Source organism: Ligilactobacillus acidipiscis (genome assembly GCF_900116935.1).
GTDB classification, from domain to species: domain Bacteria; phylum Bacillota; class Bacilli; order Lactobacillales; family Lactobacillaceae; genus Ligilactobacillus; species Ligilactobacillus acidipiscis.
On the sequence record NZ_LT630287.1, the window covers coordinates 313,892 to 337,703 of the forward strand.

Consider the following 23,812-nt stretch of genomic DNA (forward strand, 5'->3'; position numbering starts at 1 on the left):
GTAGAATCTGAAGGAAGTCCTAGACGAAACATCGAATCGATGAACAAGAAGTGGCTAAAAGGCTGGAAACGGTGGGATGAGATTGCCTAACAAATCGAAGTCCCTGACCACTCGAAACCGTCACAGTAAAGCCAACGGTTTGATGCGAAAGCTACTGTTCTTACCCGGGGAGGTCTGTCATGGTAGTTCTCTCAAGCTGGAAGTTATTTCTGGCAGGAACAGGCTCAATAGTAATGTTGAGTTGTCCATGACAGAAGTCAGCCGAGGCCATAGTAGCCAGTAATGGTGAAGGGCTGAACAACAATAATTTTGATTCATCCTGGAGGTGGAAACAATACGACAATCGCAGAAAACAGAAAATAAAGCTGACTACCTGCGGAGGGTAACCCTGGAAGGGTCAGAGCAAACAGGAGCGCGTAGCGTTGTTTCTGGTGAAAAGAGAACTCAAAATGGCTTATTACGTGAGAAGGTCTTAGACCGGAATAATTTAAATCGGGCCTTTGTCCATGTCAAGCGTAATAAAGGGGCTGGAGGAATTGACGGCATGTCCGTTGAGGAACTTGGCCCATACTTGAAAGAGAATAACGTAAAACTAATCGAGGCCTTGCGAACCGAAAGCTATGAACCCCAACCTGTCAAACGAGTTGAGATTCCTAAGCCAGATGGTTCGAAACGTCAGTTAGGAATCCCAACGGTCGTTGACCGTGTGGTTCAACAGGCGTTACAACAGCAACTGTCTCCTATTTTTGAAAAAGTATTCTCAGATAATAGTTATGGTTTTCGACCACACCGCAGTGCACAAAGTGCTGTGAAAAAGGTGGTTGCTTATTATAATCAGGGTTATCACTACGTGGTCGACCTTGATTTAAAGTCCTATTTTGACAATGTGAACCATGATTTACTAATTAAATTTGTTGAAAATTACATTAGTGAGCCATGGGTCTTGCATTTGATTCGTAAGTTCTTGACGAGTGGTGTTATGAATGGTCGATTTTTCGAGAAGTCCGCTAAAGGTACACCGCAAGGTGGCAATATTTCACCATTACTAGCAAATATTTATCTGAACGAGCTGGACAAAGAATTGACCAAAAGAGGACATAAATTTGTACGCTATGCGGATGACTGTAATATCTATGTTAAAAGTAAGCGTGCGGGTGAACGGGTTCTCAAAAGCATCACCCAGTTTTTAGAAAAGGAACTCAAAGTTGAAGTGAATGCAGAAAAGACGCAAGTCGGTTCTCCACTAAGACTGAAGTTTCTAGGTTTTTCTCTGGGTGTGGGACGCAATAGCGCCTACCCGCGTCCTCATCAAAAACCTAAACAGAGAATTAAACAGGAATTGACAAGAATCACCAAGAGAAGCCGAGGCGTCAGCCTTGATAGGATTCTGCATGAAATTAAGCAGAAAATGCAGGGCTGGATCCAATATTATTCCATTGGGAAGATGAAAACCTTTCTCCAACAACTAGACAAATGGTTGCGCTCGCGCATCCGCCAGTATATCTGGAAACAGTGGAAGAATATCGGAACCCGTTATAAAGCATTGATTAAACTAGGCTTGACACCCAAACAGGCGAAAATCTACGTCAATACTCGTAAGGGATACTGGCGCAACGCGCACAGTAAAACACTGTTGATGACCATAACTAATAAAAGACTGGCACAGCGTGGGCTAATAAATCTGTCCAAACTGTACCAGTCTATTCAAGCAAAAGCTTAAGTTGTTGAACCGCCGTATACGGTTCCGTACGTACGGTGGTGTGGGAGGTCGATAGTGTGAACTATCTCCTACCCGATTACTTTTCCATAAATTCATTCATGTCAGCAGCTGGGAGTAAGTGAATACTGTTTTCTGCTTCAGTCCATTTTTGCCATTGTCTTTTGTCAATTACCAAGACCCGTTGATGTAATGTATCATCACTTTCTAACAAATGAAAATAAACTTGTAATTCGTCTGAACCCTCTTCTTGGATAACTGGATAAATGAAGCCGGCACGAAATTGCCAAGAATTTTGTTCAACGGCCTGGATCTCAACATCTTCTTTAGTAAAGACATATTCAATAATTTCCATGTGGCACCTCCTTGAGCTTGAACTAAGACAGGCTTTTTTAATAGCTAGTTATGTCTCTTATTATACAGGATTTGGTGAAAAATACTTAGTCAAACAGTTTTTCAATGATTCAAAAATTGGTTTACTATAAAATTTTGTTATAAAATCTAAGATGAGATGTTTTTTATGATAGAGTGGCGATTTTGAAGGGAGCTGACAAAATGAAAAAATTCGAGCAGGTCACACTTGAATATACAGATAATAACGGCAAAAAAATGAAACGTAGTGCAGATCTGATCAAAGATTTTTCGATCAGTTTGAATACAAAATATTTGGTCAGTTTTGAAACGATCGAAGAGGCAAAAAAATTTGCTGCAGATGTGAAACGCAAACGAATGATGGTGACTAATGAACAAGGAATTACTAAAATATACCGTGTCAAGAATTTCGAAATGAAAGACCCTGCAGGTTTTGCTTCAAAAACTGGTTCGAGTGTTGGTATCATTCAAGGAGAACTTTATTTGAACGTAGTTTTATCGTAATGTGTGAGAAAGTTAGTTAGTTTTAAAGGAGTATTTTTAATTCGTATGGCAAATTTTGAGAAAAAATTGTTAGCCCTTGATGGTAAGGGTTATGGGGGATATAAGTCTTTAGTTGGTGCGTATAGTTTTCCATTATATAAGTTGGTGATCGATCATATTCAGGCAGACCCTTTTGCCCCACCGTCTACGATGCACTTGCTGATCGACAGAAAAAAAGCTGGGATCCCAGCAGAACTGTTGGATTCTAAGAACAAGCAAATCGCTGTTGCAGACTTTTTACAGCGAAATTTCAGCAAGCAAGCGGACAAAAACCGGTTGAACAATAGAGGGACCGGACATAGCGGCGAGTTACGGATCGATAGCTGTGGTCAAGAAATTATTGAAAGAACAGCATTCGTTATTTCTGCGCAACAAATCGAAGTTCGCTTTGAGGTTGGCTTGCCTGCTGCCGGTCGGCGTATCAAGGCGCGTGATGCTAATAAAATTTTTAAAGATCTTTTACCGCGGATCGTACAAAAATCATTATTATACGCTAATATTGACCAACAATTACTTAAGCAGCAAGTTAAATTGTTTAGAGAGCAACAGGAAATCAGGGAGCAAATGAAAAGGCGTCACTTAGTCGCTTTTGTGGCTAATGGTTCACTTTTACCAAGAGCAAGCGGTTCGTCTGATCTGCCCTTGACCACTGGGACGCCTTTTAGAAGTCCGAGTTCCTTGGAAGTCACTTTTGAATTAAAAAACGGTAAAAAGGTCAGCGGGATGGGAATTAGTCAAGGAATAACGCTGATCGTCGGCGGAGGGTATCATGGTAAATCGACCCTGCTGCAAGCCTTAGATTTTGGAGTTTATGACCATATAAAAGGTGATGGGCGCGAGTTTGTTCTGACTGATAGGACTGCAATGAAAGTGCGAGCCGAAGATGGACGCAGTGTTGCAAATGTTAATATTACTCCATTTATCAACCATATACCGGGACGAAGAGATACTTCAACGTTTTCGACTGTTAATGCCAGCGGCAGTACTTCACAGGCTGCTAACGTGATCGAGGCCTTGGAAAGCGGTACAAAAACGCTGCTGATCGATGAAGATACTTCGGCAACAAACTTTATGATCCGTGATGCTCGGATGCAACGCTTGGTAGCTAGTGATAAGGAGCCGATCACACCTTTTGTTGATAAGATCAAGGCTTTATATAATCAATTAGGTATCTCAACGATCTTAGTTACAGGCGGTTCTGGTGATTATTTCGAAATGGCCGATCACGTGATCATGATGAATGAGTACCAGCCAGGGGATGTTACAAAAAGAGCCCATGAGATCGCAGATATGGAAGGATCTGAACGTAGTGCAGCTGATGAACAGAAATTTGGAACGTTGGACGAAAGGATCCCGAAAAAGAGTAATTTCAGGATCATTAGCCGCAAGGACAGGTTTAAAGTTAGAAATAAAAAAGAGATCACCTTCGGTCATAGCAACATAGATCTGAGTGCTTTGGAACAATTGACAGATACCAGTCAAACACGTGGGATCGTGGCATTGATTCAAATTTTAAAGGCTGAATATTTTGATGATCAGACAACGTTTGCGGAAATGACCGAAAAACTGTATGCTGATATTCAACAACAGGGTTTAGACCGTGTTTTATCGTCGAAGCGTCATGCAGGTAATTTAGCTTTACCGCGTCGTCAGGAATTATGCGCAGCCGTCAATAGGTATCGTGGGTTAAGAGTAATAAAAAAAGAAACTCGGTGAGATAAATAATGGGGGATCATTATGAGTGAAAAGGACCATTTGACCCAAAACGAAATTAAGACAACTAATTTTTGGCTGCATTTGATCATTGCGGGGCTTGCTTTACTGGTACTGATCTTGGGCGGCATATTGATCAAGCAGCAGTATGATTCCAAAAATCATTTGACACAGGCAAATTTTAATTCGATCGAGCTGTCTCAGTCTGACGGTGATTCGCTGCAAGACGTGAAAGAACTCTTTAGTGAGGAACCCGCTTCTGTCACTAAGGTCCAAAAGAAGGGGATCGTAACTGAAATAGCTTTATGGAAGAATGTGGCTGATACAAGTCAAAATTCACAGGTTATTATCTATTTTGATGACGGACATGCAGTTTCCAAAACAATTAAAGGGTTAAAGAGAGATCGAACCACGAAAATTACACGTAAAGACTTTGATTCATTGGCTCCTGGTATGAAGAAAGGTGATGTGGCCCGTAAAATTGGAACTCCAAATGATTATACATTTGACGAGCGCTATTATGGTGTTAGTAATGAACAGTGGACGTATACAGGGCTTGATGCAAATAAAAAGAAGGTAGGGGTTATGACCTTGTCTTTTAAGGACGGCCGGTTAGCTGGTAAGGCTCAAAATAATTTGCAATAAGACAAGGCAAAGCGCAGGGTAGATATTTATACTGAACAGGCTTGATGGGAACTACTAGGCCTAAATTAGGTCAGAATGTTTTCTCTTTTCGTAAAACCTGACAAATAAACTTAAAAAAGCTTTTGCTTCAACGCATATAAGTGTGTGAAGTAAAAGCTTTTTATTATTAACTAAAGGTTGAAAGTTAAAGAATACTTGTGCTGCTTGTTGTATCACGGGTTTTTGTTAATAAAATAGACACAAATTACTCTGCGTCCTATAATTGAGTCGTCAAAAACTAATAAAGGAGAGTAATTTATGTCCACTTCCAGTATACAACAATCAACTCAAAATAAAACCACTTTAATGGCACGTTTTCACAAATTCTTGCAGGTGATCGATTTCGCCCAGGTATTACGTCAGTCCAATGCCTATCGTGTCCGTGGGATCAAACTGACCAAACTTGTCAGCTGGATCTTACTGACTTTGTTCCAACGTTTGACCTTGAACCGATCCGCAACTCCGACTGCTTTTTCGAAGAAAACGGTCCGCAACTTTTTAAATGACCGCCATATCAACTGGCAGCGGCTGGTCAGCTTGGCCGGACGGAACCAGATCGCGGAACTCAGTCCTTTTATCGACTTACGCCGAAAAGCGGCCTTGATCATTGATGACACTTTATTCAAACGAGCTCATTCAAAAAAGACTGAACTATTGGCGAATGTTTATGATCATGCTGCACCGCAAGGACAGCCGCGCTATGTCAAGGGTTTTCGCGGCTTGACGATCGGTTGGAGTGACGGCAATACTTTCCTGCCCCTGAATTTCGCTTTGATGTCATCAGACAAAGCTAAGAATCGGATCGGCCGTGAACCACAAACAACTGATCAGCGGACCTTAGCGGCCCAACGTTATGCTCAGGCTAAACGGCACATGAATGAAGTCGCCGTTGAATTAGTAGCTCAAGTTCTAAAAACCGGGGTCAAGGCCAGCTATGTCCTCTTTGACAGTTGGTACGCCTATCCCAAAGCTTTCAAGCAATTTCAAGAATTAGGTCTCGCTGCTGTTGGTCGGTTAAAAAACACTTCAAAAACTTATTTTAAATATCGCGGGCGCCGTTACAGTGTTCCAATGCTGTTTCAACGCTTTAAAGGTTCAAAATATCGGATCCATGATAACTATCTCTACAGTACGGTCGTTGAGACCGATAACGAGGACCACCTGCGCTTAAAAATAGTCTTTATCCAAAATCGCACGGACAAGGGACACTACATTGCTTTGGCAACTTCTAAACTTAGTCTGACACCGGAAGCGGTCATTCAATTATATGCCCGGAGATGGCAGATCGAGTGTGGTTTCAAGACTTTAAAACAATACCTGCAGTATGACCAGACCCAAACGCAAAGTTATGATGGCTTGTGCGGCCATGTGGCGCTGACATTTTTAGCTTACGATCTGTTGGCTATGATCCAGCGACAGGAGAACGATCCGAAAACCTTAGGCGGCATTTTCTATGCGGCCAATCAGTTTCTCGCGGACATCCCACTTTTACAAGCTGTAAAACAGTTGCTTTTTGCTTTAGCAGAACATTGTGAAAAAACCGCTGATTTTTTTATCACGGGATTATGCAGTCGATTTATCAATTCTTTACCCAATGATCTGCAAGAAATCTTTCACAGCAACGAACTGGTCAGTTGACTAATTAAAGACATTTATAGCTTGAGCTGACAGGCAAAGGCACTAAAAATTAACTTTCAACCTTTAGTTATTAATTAAAAAGAGGTCCACCGGAGTTTCTGCATGAAGTTTCTATAAGTGCGCTGAAAAGGCTGCATAAAAGATCTCTTATATAAAGATGATTATTTTTGGTTTAGTTCTTGTAGTGCCGCATAGAATTCAGGCATTTTTGTTTTAAGATCTATAATTTTACCATTTCCATCTAAGAAACAGTGAGAACTTTCAGCTGAACAGACAAGTTCATCAGCAACTTTCATTGTGTAATTGAGAGTTAATTTGACACGGCTAATTTTACTGATAGTAGTTGTAATTTTTATAAGGTCAGGATAACTAGTTGTTTTTTTATACTTACAATTTACATTTACTACAGGAGAAATAACCTCTGCCTCTTCCAATTTATCATAGGGCCAGCCAATTTGTTCAAGGTAGTCTGAACGTGCTTCTTCCATGAAACGGATGTAATTTGTGTGGTTAGTGATCTGCATTTGATCTGTTTCATAATACTGTACTTTGTGAAAATAAGGTTTAATACGACATCGTTCCTTTCTAGTACTCTATTATGCCATTTTACCATTAAAAACAGACTAAGATTTTTTCTCATTCAAATTTAAAGATCGACAAATATATTTTGAACAATATTACTAAAAACATTTAATCTAAATTGTAGTTGAGCTTGTAAATGGTGGAACTCCAATGTGATAGCAAAATCTAAAAATTAAAAATTAATTAGTTTTAGGTGTTGAAAAATACATCATAATTTAATATAATTTTACACAATTATAATAAAACCAGTTAAAAACAATAAATCGACATTATACGACTGTGAGGCGAGTAATTTGGACGAAGAAAATACGTTGCTTGAACTAAATAATGTTTCAACAGCGTTTAAAATTGAGGGACAATATTATAATGCAGTTTCTCATGTTGACCTCAAAGTAAAGAAAGACGAAATTTTAGCTATTGTTGGAGAATCGGGTTGCGGTAAAAGTACTTTAGCGACGACTGTGGTGGGGTTACACGATATGAAGACTACAAAAATTTCCGGCGAGGCGTTTTTTGAAGGACAGGATCTTTTAAAGATGTCCGATTCACAGTTAAATGATGTTCGCGGAGCAAAGATCGGCATGATATTCCAGGATCCATTGTCTGCCTTAAATCCTCTGAAAAAAATCGAAGATCAAATTAGTGAAGTTCTAGACTACCACACTAAAATGTCGACGGAGGAAAAACATAATAGGGCGCTCCAATTATTAGAGCAAGTTGGGATCGATGAACCTAAACGAACTGCTCGGCAGTTTCCTCATGAACTATCCGGGGGGATGCGTCAAAGAGTGATCATTGCCATAGCAATCGCTTGTAAGCCTGATCTGATCATTGCTGACGAACCGACAACTGCTTTAGATGTGACGATTCAAGCGCAGATATTAGATGTTTTACGAGATATTCAAAAAGAAAATCATGCTGGGATTATTTTGATCACTCATGATTTGGGGGTAGTGGCAGAAACGGCCGATGAAGTTGCGGTCATGTATGCTGGAGAAGTTGTTGAATGTGGTACAACTGAACAAGTTTTTGGTGACCCGCGTCATCCTTATACTAGATCTTTATTAAGGTCAATGCCACAAGGGGATATGGATGTTTTAAATGATGATCTTTATGTGATCCAAGGCAGTGTACCTTCGATCGAAAAGATGCCGCAAGCAGGCGATAAGTTTGCGCCACGGATCACATGGATCCCCGCAAGCGCTCATGAGAAAGAACCGACCATGCATGAAATTTCTGCTGGACACGAGGTGCGGTGTACATGCTATAAGGATTTTTATTTTAAAAGTTTGGAGGTCAAAGATGTATGAGCTTAATTGAAATTAGAGATTTAACAGTTCATTATCCTATCCGTTCAGGCTTTTGGAATCGCGTGACAGATGTTGTCAGGGCGGTCGATGGTATCAGCTTTGATATTGAAGCTGGTGAGACTTACGGATTAGTTGGTGAATCAGGTTCGGGTAAATCGACCACTGGTAAATCAGTTGTTGGATTAGAACAGATCACTTCCGGGTTGATCAAATATAACGGAGTGGATATTACCAAAAAAAGTGCCCGAAAAAAACACAATTATAACCAAAATGTCCAAATGATTTTTCAGGATTCTCTTTCTAGCTTGAATCCGCGGAAAAGAGTATTGGATATTATCGCAGAACCGTTACGGAATTTTCAAAAATTATCTGCCGAAGATGAAAAGATCCGTGTATTGCAATTACTGGAAACAGTTGGACTAAGTCCTGATTCACTTTATAAATACCCGCATCAATTTTCTGGTGGACAAAGGCAACGGATCGGGATCGCTCGTGCCGTTGCGACTAACCCGCAATTGATCGTAGCTGATGAACCGGTTTCGGCGCTGGATCTGTCAGTTCAAGCACAGGTTTTAAACTTTATGAAGAAAATTCAACGTGAATTTGGGATCTCTTATTTATTTATTTCCCATGATCTTGGTGTTGTGCGTCACATGTGTCAAAATATTGCGATCATGAACAAGGGACGTTTGGTAGAAGTTGGTACTCGTGAAGACATTTATGATGATCCATTACATATCTATACCAAGCGTTTGCTGGCAGCCATCCCTGAAGTCGATGTTTCTAAAAGGGATGAACGCATGGAAAATCGTTTGAAAATTGAGAAGGTTTATCAAGAAAAAGCTAAGCAATACTACGATGAAGATGGTTTGGCCTACCCTCTTGTCCAAGTTTCACCGACTCATTTTGCAGCTTTACCGCAGGATAAGTTAGCCGAATTGACAGGGCAAAAAAGGAGGGATACCTAATGTGGAAAACAATTTTGCGGCGGATCTTGATTATGATCCCCGAGATCATTTTACTAAGTATTTTAGTTTTTCTGTTAGCTAAAGCAATGCCAGGTGATCCTTTTACAGGGTCTATCAATCCCCGGTCTAGTGCCGCACAGATCCAGCATTTAAAGGAGCTTAACGGTCTGTACGACCCGTGGTATCAGCAATACTGGAACTGGATAGTCCATCTTTTCCATGGTGATTTAGGGCAAAGCTATCAGTACCATGAAGCTGTCTCTAATCTGATTGGTGAACGTGCGATCAATACCTTATGGTTATCCGCTTTTACTATGGTCCTGACTTACTTGATCGCTTTGCCGTTAGGACTTTATGCCGGCAAGCATGAAGGCAAACTGCCTGATACTGTGATCCGTGTATATACATACGTCACGTATTGTATTCCTTTTTTTGTTATTTTAGTAATCGGTTTGTGGATCTTCGGCTATGTTTTAAATTGGTTTCCAACTACAGGTTCGGTGGCGCCGACCGCTAAAGGACTTGGAATGTTGAGCTCGCGTTTCTTCCACATCCTATTGCCAGGACTGTTAGGTGCTTTATTTGGCACCGTTAATATTGTGCAGTATATGCGCTCTGAAGTGATCGATGCTAAACGTTCAGATTATGTGCGAACAGCACGTTCCAAGGGTGTTCCAGAAAAAGACATTTATCGGCACCATATTTTCCGTAATTCTTTATTGCCGATCGCGGCTTTTGGAGGGTACTCGATCACAGGCTTGCTGAATGGATCGATCTTTACTGAAACGATCTTCTCTTATCCCGGCATGGGTATGTTGTTTATTGATTCGATCAATTACCGAGATTACACGGTCATCACCGCACTTGTCCTTTTATTTGGGGTTATGAACTTGTTGGGAACACTTTTGTCAGACATTATTTTGGGGATAGTAGACCCACGGATCAGGATCGAATAAGAAAGGAGGAATAATATGGCAACAAACACTAAAACAGCAGACATTTCAGCAGAAGAATTAGCAAGGCTGACTGCTGAAGCTAAGAAAGAAGCTGCGCCGTCGTCGACTAAGATCTTATGGAACGAATTCAAAGCTGACCGACCAGCCTTGATTGCTTTGATCATTGTAGTAGGTTTCATTTTGTTTGTAATGATCGCGCCGCTATTCATTAATAGCGAAAAGATGATGACAACGAACATCATGGCGTATTTGACTCCCCCTTTGCAAGACAACTTTTTGTTAGGTGCTGATGCTAACGGGCGCTCGATTGGTTTACAGCTGATCGTTGGTTCCAGAAATTCGATCGGGATCGCAATTGGTTTGACTCTGATCTCTTCGACTTTTGGGATCGCATGGGGGCTGATTTCTGGGTATTTCGGCGGCTACATCGATTGGGGGATGCAACGTGTTTATGATTTTATGATGATGTTGCCAATGACCATGATGATCATTGTTTTAGTAACGATCATCGACAACTATAATTCGATTTCACTGACTTTTATCTTTTCAATATTTTACTGGATGGGGACTTCGAGACTGATTCGATCGCGGACTTTGGCGGAAACAAAGAAGGATTATGTTGCGGCCTCGATCACATCGGGGACTAGTTCACTAAAAATTATTTTTAAAGAGATCATGCCCAATATTTCTTCGTTGATCATTGTTGATACGACTTTATCTTTTGCAGAGAATATCGGGGTAGAAACGGGATTGTCATACTTAGGCTTTGGACTACCGCCTAAAACACCATCGCTGGGGACGCTGATAGCAAATGCCAACGATCCAAATAACATTACGCAGTATTGGTGGACATGGTTACCAGCAGCTGTCGAGATAATTATTTTATGTTTATCCATCAGTTATATAGGACAAGTGGTAAGCAGAGCAGCAAATTCTTCGCAAAGAAGAGCAGAGTGAGTTAAATAGGGTGTTTAGAAGAAAATTATTACCGACTTTATTTAAGGAGGTGGTGCATCTCATTGACAAGATCAAAATTTTATAGTTTGTGGTTGGATGTAGTTGGCGGATCTTTAAGAAAATATGAAGTGGGGGAAGTATATGAATAAGACGAAAAAGAAATGGGCCGTTTCGTCAGCAGCGATCGTGATCGCTTTGAGTTTGGCTGCCTGTGGCGGAGGTAATAAAAAATCAGCCTCATCAAATGATAGCGGCAAGGCAAAACTTTCGGCGGTTTATAAAAATCCAGATAAGGCAAACAAAAGTGCCAATGAAAAAAGCACTTTGAAAGTTGCAGAACCGAATGATTCGCCTTTTAAGGGAGTTTCAGAACCAACTTTGGCCGACAATCAAGAAGACTCAAACGTTTTTGAGCCAGGTGGCAGTGGCACTTTATTTAAAACAGACGATAATTATAAGATCGTTGATGGCGGTTTAGCTGATCAAAAACTAGACCGTAAGAAGAATACCGTAACCATTACGATCAGGAAAAATGCTAAGTGGTCTGATGGACAACCAGTCGTAGCACGTGATGTTGAGTATCCTTATGAAATTATTGGCGGACCTAAATCTACTTCTTCTCAGTATTCTTCTGATTTTGAACGGATCAAAGGGATGGCGGACTTCCATAAAGGTAAAGCGGATACCATTTCAGGCTTTACATATCCTGATGGCGAGGACGGTAAGAAAGTAGTTATTCAATATAATTCACTTTCGCCAAGTATGAAATTTTCTGGTAATTCGTTTGTTTGGTCAACAGCAGCTCCTTACCATTATTATAAGGGCATTCCGATCGACAAATTAGCTGCATCAGATCAAGTTCGTAAAAAGCCAATTTTTGTAGGTCCATATAAGTTAGACAAATTGGTTGATGGGGAATCAACTTCATGGTCTCCTAATAAATATTATTGGGGTAAAGCGCCTAAAATCAAGCACGTTACGATCAACGTGGTTTCCTCTAATAGTATCGATAAGGCTATTCAAACAAAGAAATATGACTTTACTACACCAGCTGGTGTTATGCGTGGGCAAAGCTACAAGAATTTGAAAAAGTTGAAAAACTATCAGATGGTTGGCTTGCCGGCTTTAAGTTACAATTACTTTGGCTTTAACGTTGGGGAATATGATACCGAGCTGCAAAAGAACGTAATGGATAAGAATTCCAAGATGGCTAATAAGAGTTTGCGTCAGGCAATGATGTATGCGATCGATGAAGATGCTATTAATAAGAAATTTGGTAATGGTATCAAATGGCGGGCTAAGACTTTGATCCCACCAGTATTTGATAAATATGCTGATACTTCCGCTAAAGGCTTCCCATATGATCAGAAAAAAGCTAATAAGTTGTTAGATGATGCTGGTTATAAGAAAAAAGGCAAATGGCGGACACAGCCAAACGGCAAACCGCTTGTGATCCATTTTGGCGCTATGCAAGGCAGCGCTACAAGCCACGCAACATATGAGGATTACTTGCAACGGTGGCATAAAGTTGGTTTGAACGTTAAGATGGCTGGCGGTAAAGAAATGGAAATGAATAGTTTCTACGATACTATTCAAAAGCCTAAGCAAAACAAGGTCGATATTTATTCCGCTGCTTGGAGTACTTCTTCTGAGCCAACACCGACACAGTTATATGGTGAAGATGCGCCATTTAACATGGGGCACTTTGTCAGCAAGAAAAATACTCAGTTAATGAATGATATGAACAGTGAAAAGGCTTGGAACGATTCTTACCGTAAAGATAAGTTTAAAGAATGGCAAGAATATATGAATGATCAAGCTGCTTACGTTGCTTCAGATAATAGTTATCAATGGGGACCAGTTAACAAGAGAGTTAAAGGTTATGACGTGAGTCCATCCCATACAATTGATTTCTGGAAAGATTTATCATTAACTTCTGCAAAACTTAAATAATATTAGCTAATTTTAGTAACAACCAAAGACAAATACCGCAAAGAAAGGCTCTGGTCAAAAAAAGATCGGAGCTTTTCTTATACATACTAAGGAGTGGTTTTTTGGATGAAGAGGGGATCAGAGCTATTCAGATCACAGATAAAGAATCAAATTGGCAAATTGCAAAAGACATTTCCAGCAGTTTTATTGGCACGCTGAGCGGAGATATGTTTGCTTTTGGTATGGGTTTGATGAGACCCATCTAGCCTTGAGTTTTGGGATCGATATGATGATCACTCCAATTGTGGGAATTTTTTGCTTGATCCCAGTCGGGAATATTGTTGACCGTTACCGGCATAAAACTATTTTGAACTGGAGCATTAGTATCCGCTTAGTTACTTTGGTGATTTTTGCTGCCACGAGCAGTTTTTTTAACGGTAGAGGTAAATTGTTTCCTGTTATTTTGTATTTGATAATAAATGCGATCTCAGTAAATTTTAACAATGCTGCCTATACAGCTTCTGTCCATGAACTGGTCAATAATGGTAAAATTTCTCGCTTGAGTTCATTAGTGCAGGGTGCCTCTTCGTTAGCTTTGATCTTATCTCCTGCGCTTGGAGCAGCTTTGTATTCGGCTACCAATTTCACTATTTTCATTTATGTTGAGATAACTGCAACTGGTTTAAGTTTTTTAATTTTGCAGACGATGCACTTCCACTATAAAACGTTAGATAAACAAACTTATACCTCAAGCCAATCTTTCAAATCTCAGATGGCAGGCTTTAAACAGGGTTTAGCTTATGTGCAAGGCCGGCTTTTACTAGTTGGGATCATTTTAGTAGCGGTGGTCGTCAATTTTTTGTTTACAGCTTTAAGTATTGGCTTGCCCTTTATCCTTAAAAATCAACTGGATTTGGGCAATACAATAGTTGGTTATCTCAATAGTGCTTTTTCTTTTGGAATGTTGGCGGCCAGTTTATTGATGGGCTTTTTTTCGAAAAATTATAATTTGAAGACAAAACTTTTAGTACCGCTGCTTTTATTGGGATTTGAGTTTGGTATATTAGGCTTAGGTTTGCTGGCACCGTTTACTGTTAAAGGCGTGGGTGTCATAGGGAGCTTGGTCATGTTTTGTATTGGGGTTACGATCACAATACTCAATATCACATGTAATGTTCGATTACAAACAACAGTTCCTACGAAGCTGCTCGGACGAGTTTCCAGTCTTTTGATGGTCGCTAATACAGCGGTAAATCCGCTAGGAGTCTTATTTTTTACATTTATTTTTCAAAATTCTGGCAACGGAGGTTTCGTCTTTATTATCAATGGTACAGTGATGCTGTTTTATACAATGATCATGACACCTCTAGTCATGAAAGGGATCAAGAACGAAGAAAAGTATGCAGAAAAATGATCAAGCCTCGGCTATAAGGTATTACTTGAAGCAGTCCTTAAAAGGTTTAAGCGCTTGGTTAGTGTTTTGGTATGCGTTGTGTTATAAAAGATAATATGGTTACGTTTTAGCGGTAAAATAAATAGAGTGGGAGGCGATAAACTTTGGGAATTTTTCTTAAGCTAGGCTGGTATTTTAAACGTGAGTGGAAAACATATTCAACAGGTATTGTGGGCTTATTGTTTACGGCCTTGCTTGGCATAGTGCCTCCGTGGATCATCGGTCGTTTGGTGGACCTGATCCATCGTGGAAAGTTGACGGTCAATACATTGGTTTTTTTGCTGGTGACATTAGCAGTCGTTTCGGTAGCCCAATATTTTGCACGTTATATTTGGCGAAATGCAATTTGGGGTGAGTCTGCTAAACTTGAAGCTGTCTTGCGTGAACGACTTTTTTGGCACTATATGCAAATGGATACAGAGTTTTTTCAGCACTATCGAACAGGTGACTTAATGGCCCATGCCACAAATGATCTTTCTGCGATCCAGCGTGTGGCTGGGGGAGGGATCTTGCAGTTTGCAGATTCGATCATCACTGGTGGTACGACTTTGATCGCCATGATGACCGTTGTTAACTGGCGTTTCACTTTGATCGCTATTTTGCCTTTTCCGTTTTTAGCTGTAATGGCGCGTGTATTAGGTAAGAAAATGCATAATGCTTTTAAAAAATCTCAGGCAGCATTTTCTCGACTTAATAATAAGGCACAAGAGAGTATCAGCGGCGTTAAAGTTATTAAAAGTTTTGGTCAGGAGCAAGACGATATTGATGAGTTTAATGGCCAAGTTGATGATACGATCAAGATCAATCGTCGTGTTAACAAGCTAGATGCATTGTTTGATCCAATCACTACAATGATCATGGCAGTTTCATATGTCTTAACGATCGTTTATGGTGGTCATTTGGTGATCTCTAATACGATCACACTAGGTTCTTTAGTCTCATTTGTTTCTTACCTTTCCATGCTGGTCTGGCCAATGTTTGCTATCGGGATGCTGTTCAATACCTTGGAACGCGGAAATGCTAGTTATGATCGGATCGATAACATTTTGAATAAAAAAAGCGGGATCTTAGATAAACAAGATGGAGTCGGACAGGAACCGCATGGAGATTTAGAATATGCAATAGACTCTTTTAAGTTTCCTGATGAACAACAAGAAAACTTGCATAATATACACTTTACGATCAAAAAAGGCGGTACTTTAGGGCTGGTTGGTCCAGTCGGTTCAGGTAAGAGTTCTGTTATTCGGCTATTATTGCGGCAATTTGATGATTACCAGGGCACGATTTATTTTGACGGTATAGATATTCGAGATTATCAATTAGATGCTTTGATCCCTTCGATAGGCTATGTACCACAAGAAACATATTTGTTTTCCAATACGGTCAGGGAAAATATCCGTTTTGCCCGCCCAGAAGCTTCACAAAAAGAAGTCGAAAAAGCAGCAGTTAAAAGCGATTTAGCGGATCAAATATCAACCTTTCCTAAGGGTTATGATACCCAAGTCGGCGAAGAAGGGATCTCTCTTTCTGGCGGACAAAGACAAAGGATCGCGATCGCTCGTGCTTTACTGATCGATCCCGAACTGTTGATCTTGGATGACGCATTGTCAGCTGTAGATGCTGAAACTGAAACGGAGATCTTACAGACTTTACGTAGGGAGCGGGAAGATAAGACGACGATCATCGCTTCACACCGATTAAGTTCAGTGATGAATGCAGATGAGATTTTAGTGATGGATGATGGTCAGATCATTGAAAGAGGCACGCATGCTGAATTGATGCAGCAAAATGGCTGGTATGCCGAGACATTCCGTTTGCAAGCTCTAGAAACTGAAGAAAAGGGAGGTGCCATTTAATGGATAATGAACAGCATGAATCAGTGTGGGCGCACAGTATTCCATGGAAAGAGCAGTTAACGATCATCAAACGACTGTTCCGCTTTGCTAAGCCTTTTAAATGGTACTTCTACTTTTCTATTATTTTTGCGGCATTTGTTAGTGTGATCAATATTTTGCTGCCAAAAATTATTCAGCGTTTTATGGATAAATATTTGGCATTTGGGAAAGCAAGTGAGTCGATCATTTGGCTTTTTGCCGGTTTATATTTCTTTGGCATGGTTTTTAAGGCCTTGACACAGTTTGGACAGACATACTTGTATAGTATGGGTGCCGAATATATGCTAGAGGATACACGGAAGATTTTGTTCAAAAAATTGCACACTTTAGGGATGCGCTATTTTGATCAAGTGTCCAGCGGCTCGATCTTGTCTCGCTTGACTAATGACACAATGGCTTTCCAAAATTTTTGGCAGCTATTTAGCAGTCTGATCGTCGCGGTTTTTGCGATGGTCTCGGCTTTTATTGCAATGTTTACTACTGATAGGACGATTGCTTTATGGCTTTTGGTTTTCATGCCTTTTTTGGCTGTCACTATTTGGTATTACCAAAAGTATAGTTCTCGAGTTTACCGTCAAATGCGGGAAAAATTAAGTATTCTAAATAATAAGTTGGCTGAATCGATCACAGGTGTGACAGTTATTCAGGATTTTAGGCAGGAACGTCGGGTCAACCGGGAATTTGAAGATGTTAACAGTCAATATTATCAAACACGTAAAGCAATGATCCGCGTCAATTCCTTATTGCTCAGCCCGATAGTTAACCTGTTTTATTCACTTGGAACAGCCGTGATCTTAGGGATTTTTGGTGTTCGTGGGTTACATGCATATGTGGCCGCTGGTGTTGTGTATGCTTTTGTTACTTATTTGGAAAACTTCTATAATCCCTTGTCAGAAGTAATGGAATTTTTCAGTGATTTTCAGGATGGGATCGTTGCTGGTTCCCGTGTTTTGCGGATCATGGACGATGAGACTTTAGCACCATCACAAAATGAAGGTGCTTCAGCAACTCTCCAGTTTGGAAAAATTGAATTTCGCCATGTGACTTTTTCCTATGATGGCAAACATACTATCTTAAAAGATGTTTCATTTATTGCTCATCCTGGTGAAACGATCGCGTTGGTCGGACAAACGGGCAGTGGTAAAACTTCTATTATCAATGTGTTAATGAGATTTTACGAATTTGGCACGGGGGAGATCTTGATCGATGATCGCGATATCCGCGATTATCCCTTAGAAGAATTGCGAGCTAAGATCGGCCTGGTCTTGCAAGAACCGTATATGTTTTACGGAACGGTCAAGTCTAATATTAGAATGTTCAATGAACAGATCACAGATGAGCAGGTCAAAAAAGCCGCGAAGTTTGTTAATGCCGATCAGTTTATTTTGAATCTGCCTGGTAAGTATGATGCAAAAGTCATTGAGCGTGGTGCTAGTTATTCTACGGGACAAAAACAGTTGATCGCCTTCGCCAGAACAGTTGCAACTGACCCAAAAATTTTGATTTTAGACGAAGCAACTTCTAATATTGATACCGAGACAGAAAAGATGATTCAAGAAGGATTAGATAAGATCCAGCAAGGGCGGACAACGATCGCCATTGCTCACAGACTATCTACGATTCAAAATGCTGATCAGATCTTGGTATTGAGTCAGGGTCGCATAGTAGAACGTGGTACAAATGATGAGCTGTTGAAAAGTCGCGGCATGTATTATGATATGATCAAGAAACAAAACGCGGCTCATTAAATAAATAGATTTAAAAAGGCAAACTAAGAGGAAGGTCCGCTTAGCTTGTCTTTTGTTTAGGATAAAGTTAAAGCAGTGAAAAAAGCCACAGCTTGACCTAAACAAGCTCTGGCTAGTTAAAATATTCAACTGAAACTAAGTGATCGAAACCGGGCTTTATCTAGTTCTTTAGAAAACGGTGTTCGATCTCATTTTTTATAATTTTAGCTTGGAAATGGTCACTGGACTTATGACGAGCTACCAAGTTCTCTAATTGCTTGACCTGTAATTGGTCTAGAGAAAATGAACGATCTGTCAGACCAGAATTCACAAAGTGTTCCATGCTGAATCTTTGCTCGATCACATTGTTTGATGAAAGGTAGAGACAATAGTCAGCGAAGTCATCTAGTAACCTCGGCGGTACGTCTTCTTTTTTTTCATCCATTAAACTCTCTCCTTATAGCCGTTTGATCTGCGGCAAAAACATAAACGACAAAAATTATATTTGTTTTGCTAGGAAGCAAATATTGTTATTCATGGTCAACTAAAAGAAAAGTTAATTATGAATAGTAAGTCAAATAGTGACTAATTACAAGAATAATACATTGTAACTGTTTCGTAAAGGGGTGAAATATAAGAAAAACTGTAGCTGAATGTTAGAAATACATTGAGTTTATTAAATGAAGATACATGGCAATTCGACTATCGTTTTGTCGACACCTATATCGCAGCGCTATGAGACCGATCTTCGCTCCTTTATAAGGAAGATATTGCAAATTAAAGTATAAGTATTTTTATTATCAAGATGGCAAGCTGCCGTTTTTTTGTCGTTATTCAGTTAAAATGAGAACATGAGCGGTTTTTTTATTTGTATTATCGACTGCGACAAATATATTCGGACATTTTTATTTCCAACGATTTACTTTTCGATCTGCTGCGTTCGTTGACTGATGGTGGCAAAAGTATCGACAAAAGTTTGCTCAATTTGTGACAGTTCTTTTTGGACAGGATAGGCAATAAAGTATCTTAATGTCAGATCTGCTTCTTCTAATGGATAAAGGTTGTATTTGCCATTTGTTAAATGAGAAACAACGCTTTGCGGAATGATCGTGGTCCCTAAACCCACAGCAGCCATACCCGCGATAAGTTCAATATTTTGACTCTCTAATCTAATATCTGGTTTGACCTTATTTTTTTGCAACAAGCCATCTACTTGATGACGGATAGCTGAGCCCGTTTTGCTCAAAACTAATGGTTCGGCCAAGAGCTCAGGCAAAGAAAGTGAACGCGGATCGATCAGTTTAAAACGTTCATCATAGAATTTAGAGCTACTCGGGATCAAGATAAAGTACTGCTCATGTCCCGTTGTGATCGTTTTAAGATTGGGGGAAACTGTTTCTGGGCTTTGTCCCACGTAAAAGTCGATCTCGCCATTTTGAACTTTCTTTTCGCTGATCGAAGGAAGGCCTTCGTCCAAAGTGAGTGTGACATTAGGATAGTCCTGCATAAAATTGGGTACGAATAACGGTAGGATAAATGAGCCCATTGACGGTAAAACACCGACTTTGATAGTGACTTCATTATTATTATTGTATTGAGTTAGTTTTTGGTGAAAATCAACTTTTTCTTGGTTGATTTTTTCCAAATATTGATAATATAATTTGCCCGCTTCGGTCAACTGCAAGTGTGCACTGTGACGGTTGATAAGTTCAACATTAAGCTCCCTTTCTTTTCTTTTTACTAATTGGGTGAGATAGGTTTGGGAGATATATAGTTGCTGAGCAGCTTTTGTGAAGTTGCCGTACCTGAGTAACGTGTCTAGATATTGCAGTGTTAAAGCAGGATCTTTAGCAGGCATAATGAGCACTCCTTTGTAATAACATTTTTGTTATAATTCAATAGTAAAATAAACACTTCACAAATACAACCCTGTTAGTTAAACTAAAGTTGTACTGTTAGGTAGCTGATTTAAGGTTTCTCTAAATCTTTATTTAGCAATATAGACAGCGCTAACATTTTTAGATTGTGTTAGAGGAAGATGGGTTTTGTTTTCTTTTTAGACGAATATCTGACAAAAAATAAGAAATAATTCACATTTATTTTGGCTTAAAACGAGCAATCAATGTGAAGTTTGTCGGATATTAGAAAAAAGCAGGTTTTGAATAATAAGAAATGGGGTAGATCAGATGAAGGATCATATGGACGAGATCAATTTTAAACCAGGAACATATTCAGTAACTGCAGCAGGTCATAATAGCCAGGTCCCAATGAAAGTTACTTTTTCAGAAAACAGGATCGAGAATATCGATATTGATACAAGAGGAGAAACCATAGGGATCGCTGATACAGTTTGGCAACGAATGCCAGAACAAATCATTTCTGGACAGACACTCAATGTTGACGCAGTGTCGGGAGCTTCAGATACAAGTCGCGGTGTTTTAAATGGAGTTGCAGATGCGGTTTCACTGGCAGGCGCTGATCCGGATGTTTTGAAGAAACGCCCTAAACCTGATAAAGGTGAGATCAAAGGAACTGTCGAGTATAGCGCTGATGTTGTTATCATTGGCGGTGGCGGGACTGGTTTAAGTGCCGCGGCAACTTCAGTTCAAGCTGGTAAAAAGACGATCTTAGTGGAAAAATTTCCAGCTGTTGGTGGAAATACGATTCGGACAGGCGGTCCGATGAATGCCGCTGACTCTGAATGGCAGAATACTTTCGATGCATTGCCAGGTGAAGCTGCAACGCTGAAGAACTTAATGGAAATACCAGATGAAAAGATTGACCCCGAGTATTTGGATGATTTTCATGAACTTCAAGGTCAATTAAAAGAATACTTGGATAGCGGCGAACATTTCTTATTTGATTCCAAGTTACTGCACGAAATTCAAACATATCTTGGCGGTAAGCGGACTGATTTGAATGGGACTGAGATCCATGGTGACTACACCTTAGTTAAAACATTGGTCGATAATGCTTTGAAGTCGGTTGGCTGGCTTCAAAGTATCGGTGTTCGTTTTGACCCTAATGAAGTTACTATGCCTGTTGGGGCTAAATGGCGTCGGGGACATAAACCTTTGGAGAATCAAGGCTTTGAATATATTTCAAATCTGCAAAGATATGTTAAAGAACAAGGCGGTCAGATCATTACCGACACACGGGTGCAAAAATTACTGAAAGAAAATAATCAGATAGTTGGTTTAGAAGCAACCAACGCTGATGGGCAACAAGTGATCGTGCATGCCAATGCTGTGATCTTGGCCTCAGGTGGTTTTGCTGCTAATACTAAGATGGTTCAAAAGTATAACACTTATTGGACTAAGTTTGATGACGACATTGCGACATCAAACTCCCCAGCTATCACAGGTGATGGTATTAAACTGGGGACGGATGTTGGTGCTGATTTAGTTGGCATGGGATTTTCACAAATGATGCCTGTATCTGATCCAGTAACTGGTGAACTATTTAGCGGCTTGCAAGTTCCGCCGGCAAACTTTGTGATGGTCAACAACAAAGGTGATCGTTTTGTTGATGAGTATGAAAGTCGCGATGTTTTATCGCAGGCTGCAATCGACAACGGCAGCTTATTCTACCTGATCGCTGATGAAAATATCAAGGGTACAGCTTATAATACCAGTCAAGAAAAAATCAACGAACAAGTTGAGGCTGGTACCTTATTCAAAGATGATACTTTAGAAGGTTTAGCTAAGCAGATCAAAGTTGACCCAACAGAATTAGTTACTACGATCACGAAGTATAATTCATACGTTGATGCTGGTCATGATCCGGGGTTTGGTAAGGATGTATTTGATTTGAAAGTTGAAAAAGCACCTTTCTATGCTACACCGCGTAAGCCAGCTTTGCACCATACCATGGGCGGCTTAAAAATAGATTCATCAGCTCATGTTTTGGATACAAGTGGGCAACCGATCTCTGGACTATATGCAGCTGGAGAAGTTGCTGGTGGTCTTCACGCTGGTAACCGTCTAGGCGGTAATTCGTTAGCAGATATTTTTACTTTTGGTCGGATAGCTGCTCAAACAGCCGCAAAAGAGCATCAAGAAAATAGCACTGACGCTACGACCTCACCAAGTCAAGTTTGATATTAAAGTAATTAGTTTATCACAGGCAGTCTGAATGTATTCTTTATTATTTAGGCTGTTTTTGTGTGGTTTTTTATGATCCTCTCAGGTCTTTTTAAGTATTGTATGCGCGATGCAAGGGGTATAATGAATATTAAAATAATTCATACAGGAGGCTGTTTAACATTGAAATTAACGATTTCTGAGATTTCCAGTGAAACAACACATACACCTTTAAAGCATCCATTTGTGACAGCTAAGCACACAGTTAACGATATTGCGGCGATCGGCGTAACGATTCGCTTGAGTAACGGGCTAGAAGGACACGGAGCTGCTACTGCTAATGAGGTTGTAACAGGTGATACTTTAGAGTCTGCATTGATCGTGATCAATGATGTGCTGAAGCCGCAACTATTGAATCAGGATTTTACAGCTTGGGAAGCACTATTGGCAAAACTACATGGTGCGATCAAAAATAATGGTCCAGCTAAGGCAGCCTATGAGATCGCTTTGTATGATTTAAGGGCACAACTTTTCAAAGTGCCACTTTATCAGTATTTAGGCGGTGATGACGATCAAATTGCAACAGACTTTACGATCGGGATCGGTGAACCGGAAGCGATGGTTAAAGAAGCCGTTGAAAAAGAAAAAGCAGGCTTTAAGGCACTTAAAATCAAGGTTGGCGGAACTAATATCGCTCAAGAAACCGAGCGGATCCAGCAAATAGCTAAGGCTACTAAAAGAACGACACGGTTGCGGATCGATGCTAATCAAGCCTGGAATGCTAAGAGGAGTTTAGCATTGATAGGTCAGTTGAATAATTTGGCTGACCGAATAGATTTTATTGAGCAACCGGTTGATGCGCATGACATCGAAGGACTCAAACGTGTTACCGATAATTCTCCATTACCGATCATGGCTGATGAAAGTGTTTTTTCACCAAAGGATGCCTTAAACCTATTGCAACAGCACGCTTGTGACTATATTAATATTAAATTGATGAAAACTGGTGGGCTTTCTCAGGCAGAGGAGATCAACCATTTATGCGAACTCTATGGAGTTAATTGCATGATCGGCTGCATGATCGAGTCTGTCAGCGGGATCGCCGCCGCTGCTAGTTTTGCCGCTGCTCATCAAAACGTCAAATTTGCCGATTTGGATTCTGTTTTTATGGCGGATATGTCCGCTGCTGTACAACCATATTCTTTGATAAGAGATACTTTTATTTTGAAAAACCATCCGGGCCTGGGCTTTGCTTGAAGCACGACAACTGCGAAATTAACAAT

The 23,812-nt window shown here is 40.2% G+C and carries 20 protein-coding genes; 16 read left to right on the forward strand and 4 right to left on the reverse strand.

Going from position 1 to position 23,812, the window contains the following annotated elements:
* The first annotated feature begins 334 nt into the window (after positions 1 to 334).
* On the forward strand, positions 335 to 1,720 hold the full coding sequence (gene ltrA, locus BQ5903_RS01435; RefSeq protein WP_079579635.1) for a group II intron reverse transcriptase/maturase: 1,386 nt from the start codon (positions 335 to 337) through the stop codon (positions 1,718 to 1,720).
* Between the two features lie 76 nt (positions 1,721 to 1,796).
* Here ltrA and BQ5903_RS01440 read toward each other — a convergent pair whose 3' ends face one another.
* Positions 1,797 to 2,072, reverse strand: coding sequence for a hypothetical protein (locus BQ5903_RS01440; RefSeq protein WP_010495059.1), 276 nt, complete (start codon positions 2,070 to 2,072; stop codon positions 1,797 to 1,799).
* A 200-nt stretch (positions 2,073 to 2,272) separates the two neighbouring features.
* Between BQ5903_RS01440 and BQ5903_RS01445 the strand changes: the two genes are divergently transcribed.
* From BQ5903_RS01445 to BQ5903_RS01460, 4 genes are all read left to right on the forward strand, one after another.
* Positions 2,273 to 2,593, forward strand: coding sequence for a hypothetical protein (locus BQ5903_RS01445; protein WP_010495057.1), 321 nt, complete (start codon positions 2,273 to 2,275; stop codon positions 2,591 to 2,593).
* Between the two features lie 45 nt (positions 2,594 to 2,638).
* Positions 2,639 to 4,348: an ABC-ATPase domain-containing protein gene (locus BQ5903_RS01450; protein ID WP_010495055.1), complete on the forward strand. Its 1,710-nt coding sequence runs from the start codon at positions 2,639 to 2,641 to the stop codon at positions 4,346 to 4,348.
* 21 nt (positions 4,349 to 4,369) lie between these two features.
* Entirely contained in the window at positions 4,370 to 4,990 is a 621-nt protein-coding gene (locus tag BQ5903_RS01455; protein WP_010495053.1) for a DUF3862 domain-containing protein, read from the forward strand.
* A gap of 297 nt (positions 4,991 to 5,287) precedes the next feature.
* A complete protein-coding gene (locus BQ5903_RS01460) occupies positions 5,288 to 6,667 on the forward strand; it encodes an IS4 family transposase (RefSeq protein WP_010499958.1) in 1,380 nt (459 codons plus the stop codon).
* A 161-nt stretch (positions 6,668 to 6,828) separates the two neighbouring features.
* Here BQ5903_RS01460 and BQ5903_RS01465 read toward each other — a convergent pair whose 3' ends face one another.
* Positions 6,829 to 7,236, reverse strand: coding sequence for an acyl-CoA thioesterase (locus tag BQ5903_RS01465; RefSeq protein ID WP_079578531.1), 408 nt, complete (start codon positions 7,234 to 7,236; stop codon positions 6,829 to 6,831).
* Positions 7,237 to 7,542: 306 nt separating this feature from the next.
* Here BQ5903_RS01465 and BQ5903_RS01470 point away from each other — a divergent pair, with 306 nt between their 5' ends.
* The 9 genes from BQ5903_RS01470 to BQ5903_RS01505 all read left to right on the forward strand — a co-directional run bounded on the left by BQ5903_RS01470 (position 7,543) and on the right by BQ5903_RS01505 (position 18,468).
* The gene (locus BQ5903_RS01470) at positions 7,543 to 8,559 is read left to right on the forward strand and encodes an ABC transporter ATP-binding protein (protein WP_079578533.1); all 1,017 of its coding nucleotides are present in this window, start codon (positions 7,543 to 7,545) and stop codon (positions 8,557 to 8,559) included.
* Entirely contained in the window at positions 8,556 to 9,527 is a 972-nt protein-coding gene (locus tag BQ5903_RS01475) for an ABC transporter ATP-binding protein (protein WP_079578535.1), read from the forward strand. The genes BQ5903_RS01470 and BQ5903_RS01475 overlap by 4 nt, the downstream gene beginning before the upstream one ends.
* Complete coding sequence (locus tag BQ5903_RS01480) at positions 9,527 to 10,483, forward strand: ABC transporter permease (protein WP_056971277.1); 957 nt, start codon at positions 9,527 to 9,529, stop codon at positions 10,481 to 10,483. The genes BQ5903_RS01475 and BQ5903_RS01480 overlap by 1 nt, the downstream gene beginning before the upstream one ends.
* Before the next feature lie 15 nt (positions 10,484 to 10,498).
* Positions 10,499 to 11,440 carry an ABC transporter permease gene (locus tag BQ5903_RS01485; RefSeq protein ID WP_079578537.1) on the forward strand — a complete coding sequence of 314 codons (942 nt, stop codon included), beginning with the start codon at positions 10,499 to 10,501 and terminating at the stop codon, positions 11,438 to 11,440.
* Between the two features lie 141 nt (positions 11,441 to 11,581).
* Positions 11,582 to 13,393, forward strand: coding sequence for an oligopeptide ABC transporter substrate-binding protein (locus BQ5903_RS01490; protein WP_079578540.1), 1,812 nt, complete (start codon positions 11,582 to 11,584; stop codon positions 13,391 to 13,393).
* A 101-nt stretch (positions 13,394 to 13,494) separates the two neighbouring features.
* Entirely contained in the window at positions 13,495 to 13,638 is a 144-nt protein-coding gene (locus tag BQ5903_RS12140) for a hypothetical protein (RefSeq protein ID WP_231920892.1), read from the forward strand.
* Between the two features lie 2 nt (positions 13,639 to 13,640).
* Positions 13,641 to 14,786, forward strand: coding sequence for an MFS transporter (locus BQ5903_RS01495; RefSeq protein WP_231920893.1), 1,146 nt, complete (start codon positions 13,641 to 13,643; stop codon positions 14,784 to 14,786).
* Between the two features lie 143 nt (positions 14,787 to 14,929).
* Positions 14,930 to 16,681: an ABC transporter ATP-binding protein gene (locus BQ5903_RS01500; RefSeq protein ID WP_079578542.1), complete on the forward strand. Its 1,752-nt coding sequence runs from the start codon at positions 14,930 to 14,932 to the stop codon at positions 16,679 to 16,681.
* The gene (locus BQ5903_RS01505) at positions 16,681 to 18,468 is read left to right on the forward strand and encodes an ABC transporter ATP-binding protein (protein ID WP_079578544.1); all 1,788 of its coding nucleotides are present in this window, start codon (positions 16,681 to 16,683) and stop codon (positions 18,466 to 18,468) included. The genes BQ5903_RS01500 and BQ5903_RS01505 overlap by 1 nt, the downstream gene beginning before the upstream one ends.
* A gap of 160 nt (positions 18,469 to 18,628) precedes the next feature.
* On the opposite strand, the gene BQ5903_RS01510 is transcribed toward BQ5903_RS01505, so the two are convergent.
* Entirely contained in the window at positions 18,629 to 18,892 is a 264-nt protein-coding gene (locus tag BQ5903_RS01510; protein WP_056971282.1) for a hypothetical protein, read from the reverse strand.
* 474 nt (positions 18,893 to 19,366) lie between these two features.
* Complete coding sequence (locus BQ5903_RS01515) at positions 19,367 to 20,305, reverse strand: LysR family transcriptional regulator (RefSeq protein WP_079578546.1); 939 nt, start codon at positions 20,303 to 20,305, stop codon at positions 19,367 to 19,369.
* A 328-nt stretch (positions 20,306 to 20,633) separates the two neighbouring features.
* Here BQ5903_RS01515 and BQ5903_RS01520 point away from each other — a divergent pair, with 328 nt between their 5' ends.
* Complete coding sequence (locus BQ5903_RS01520) at positions 20,634 to 22,547, forward strand: flavocytochrome c (RefSeq protein WP_079578548.1); 1,914 nt, start codon at positions 20,634 to 20,636, stop codon at positions 22,545 to 22,547.
* Between the two features lie 165 nt (positions 22,548 to 22,712).
* Positions 22,713 to 23,786, forward strand: coding sequence for a dipeptide epimerase (locus BQ5903_RS01525; protein WP_079578550.1), 1,074 nt, complete (start codon positions 22,713 to 22,715; stop codon positions 23,784 to 23,786).
* Positions 23,787 to 23,812: the final 26 nt, after the last annotated feature.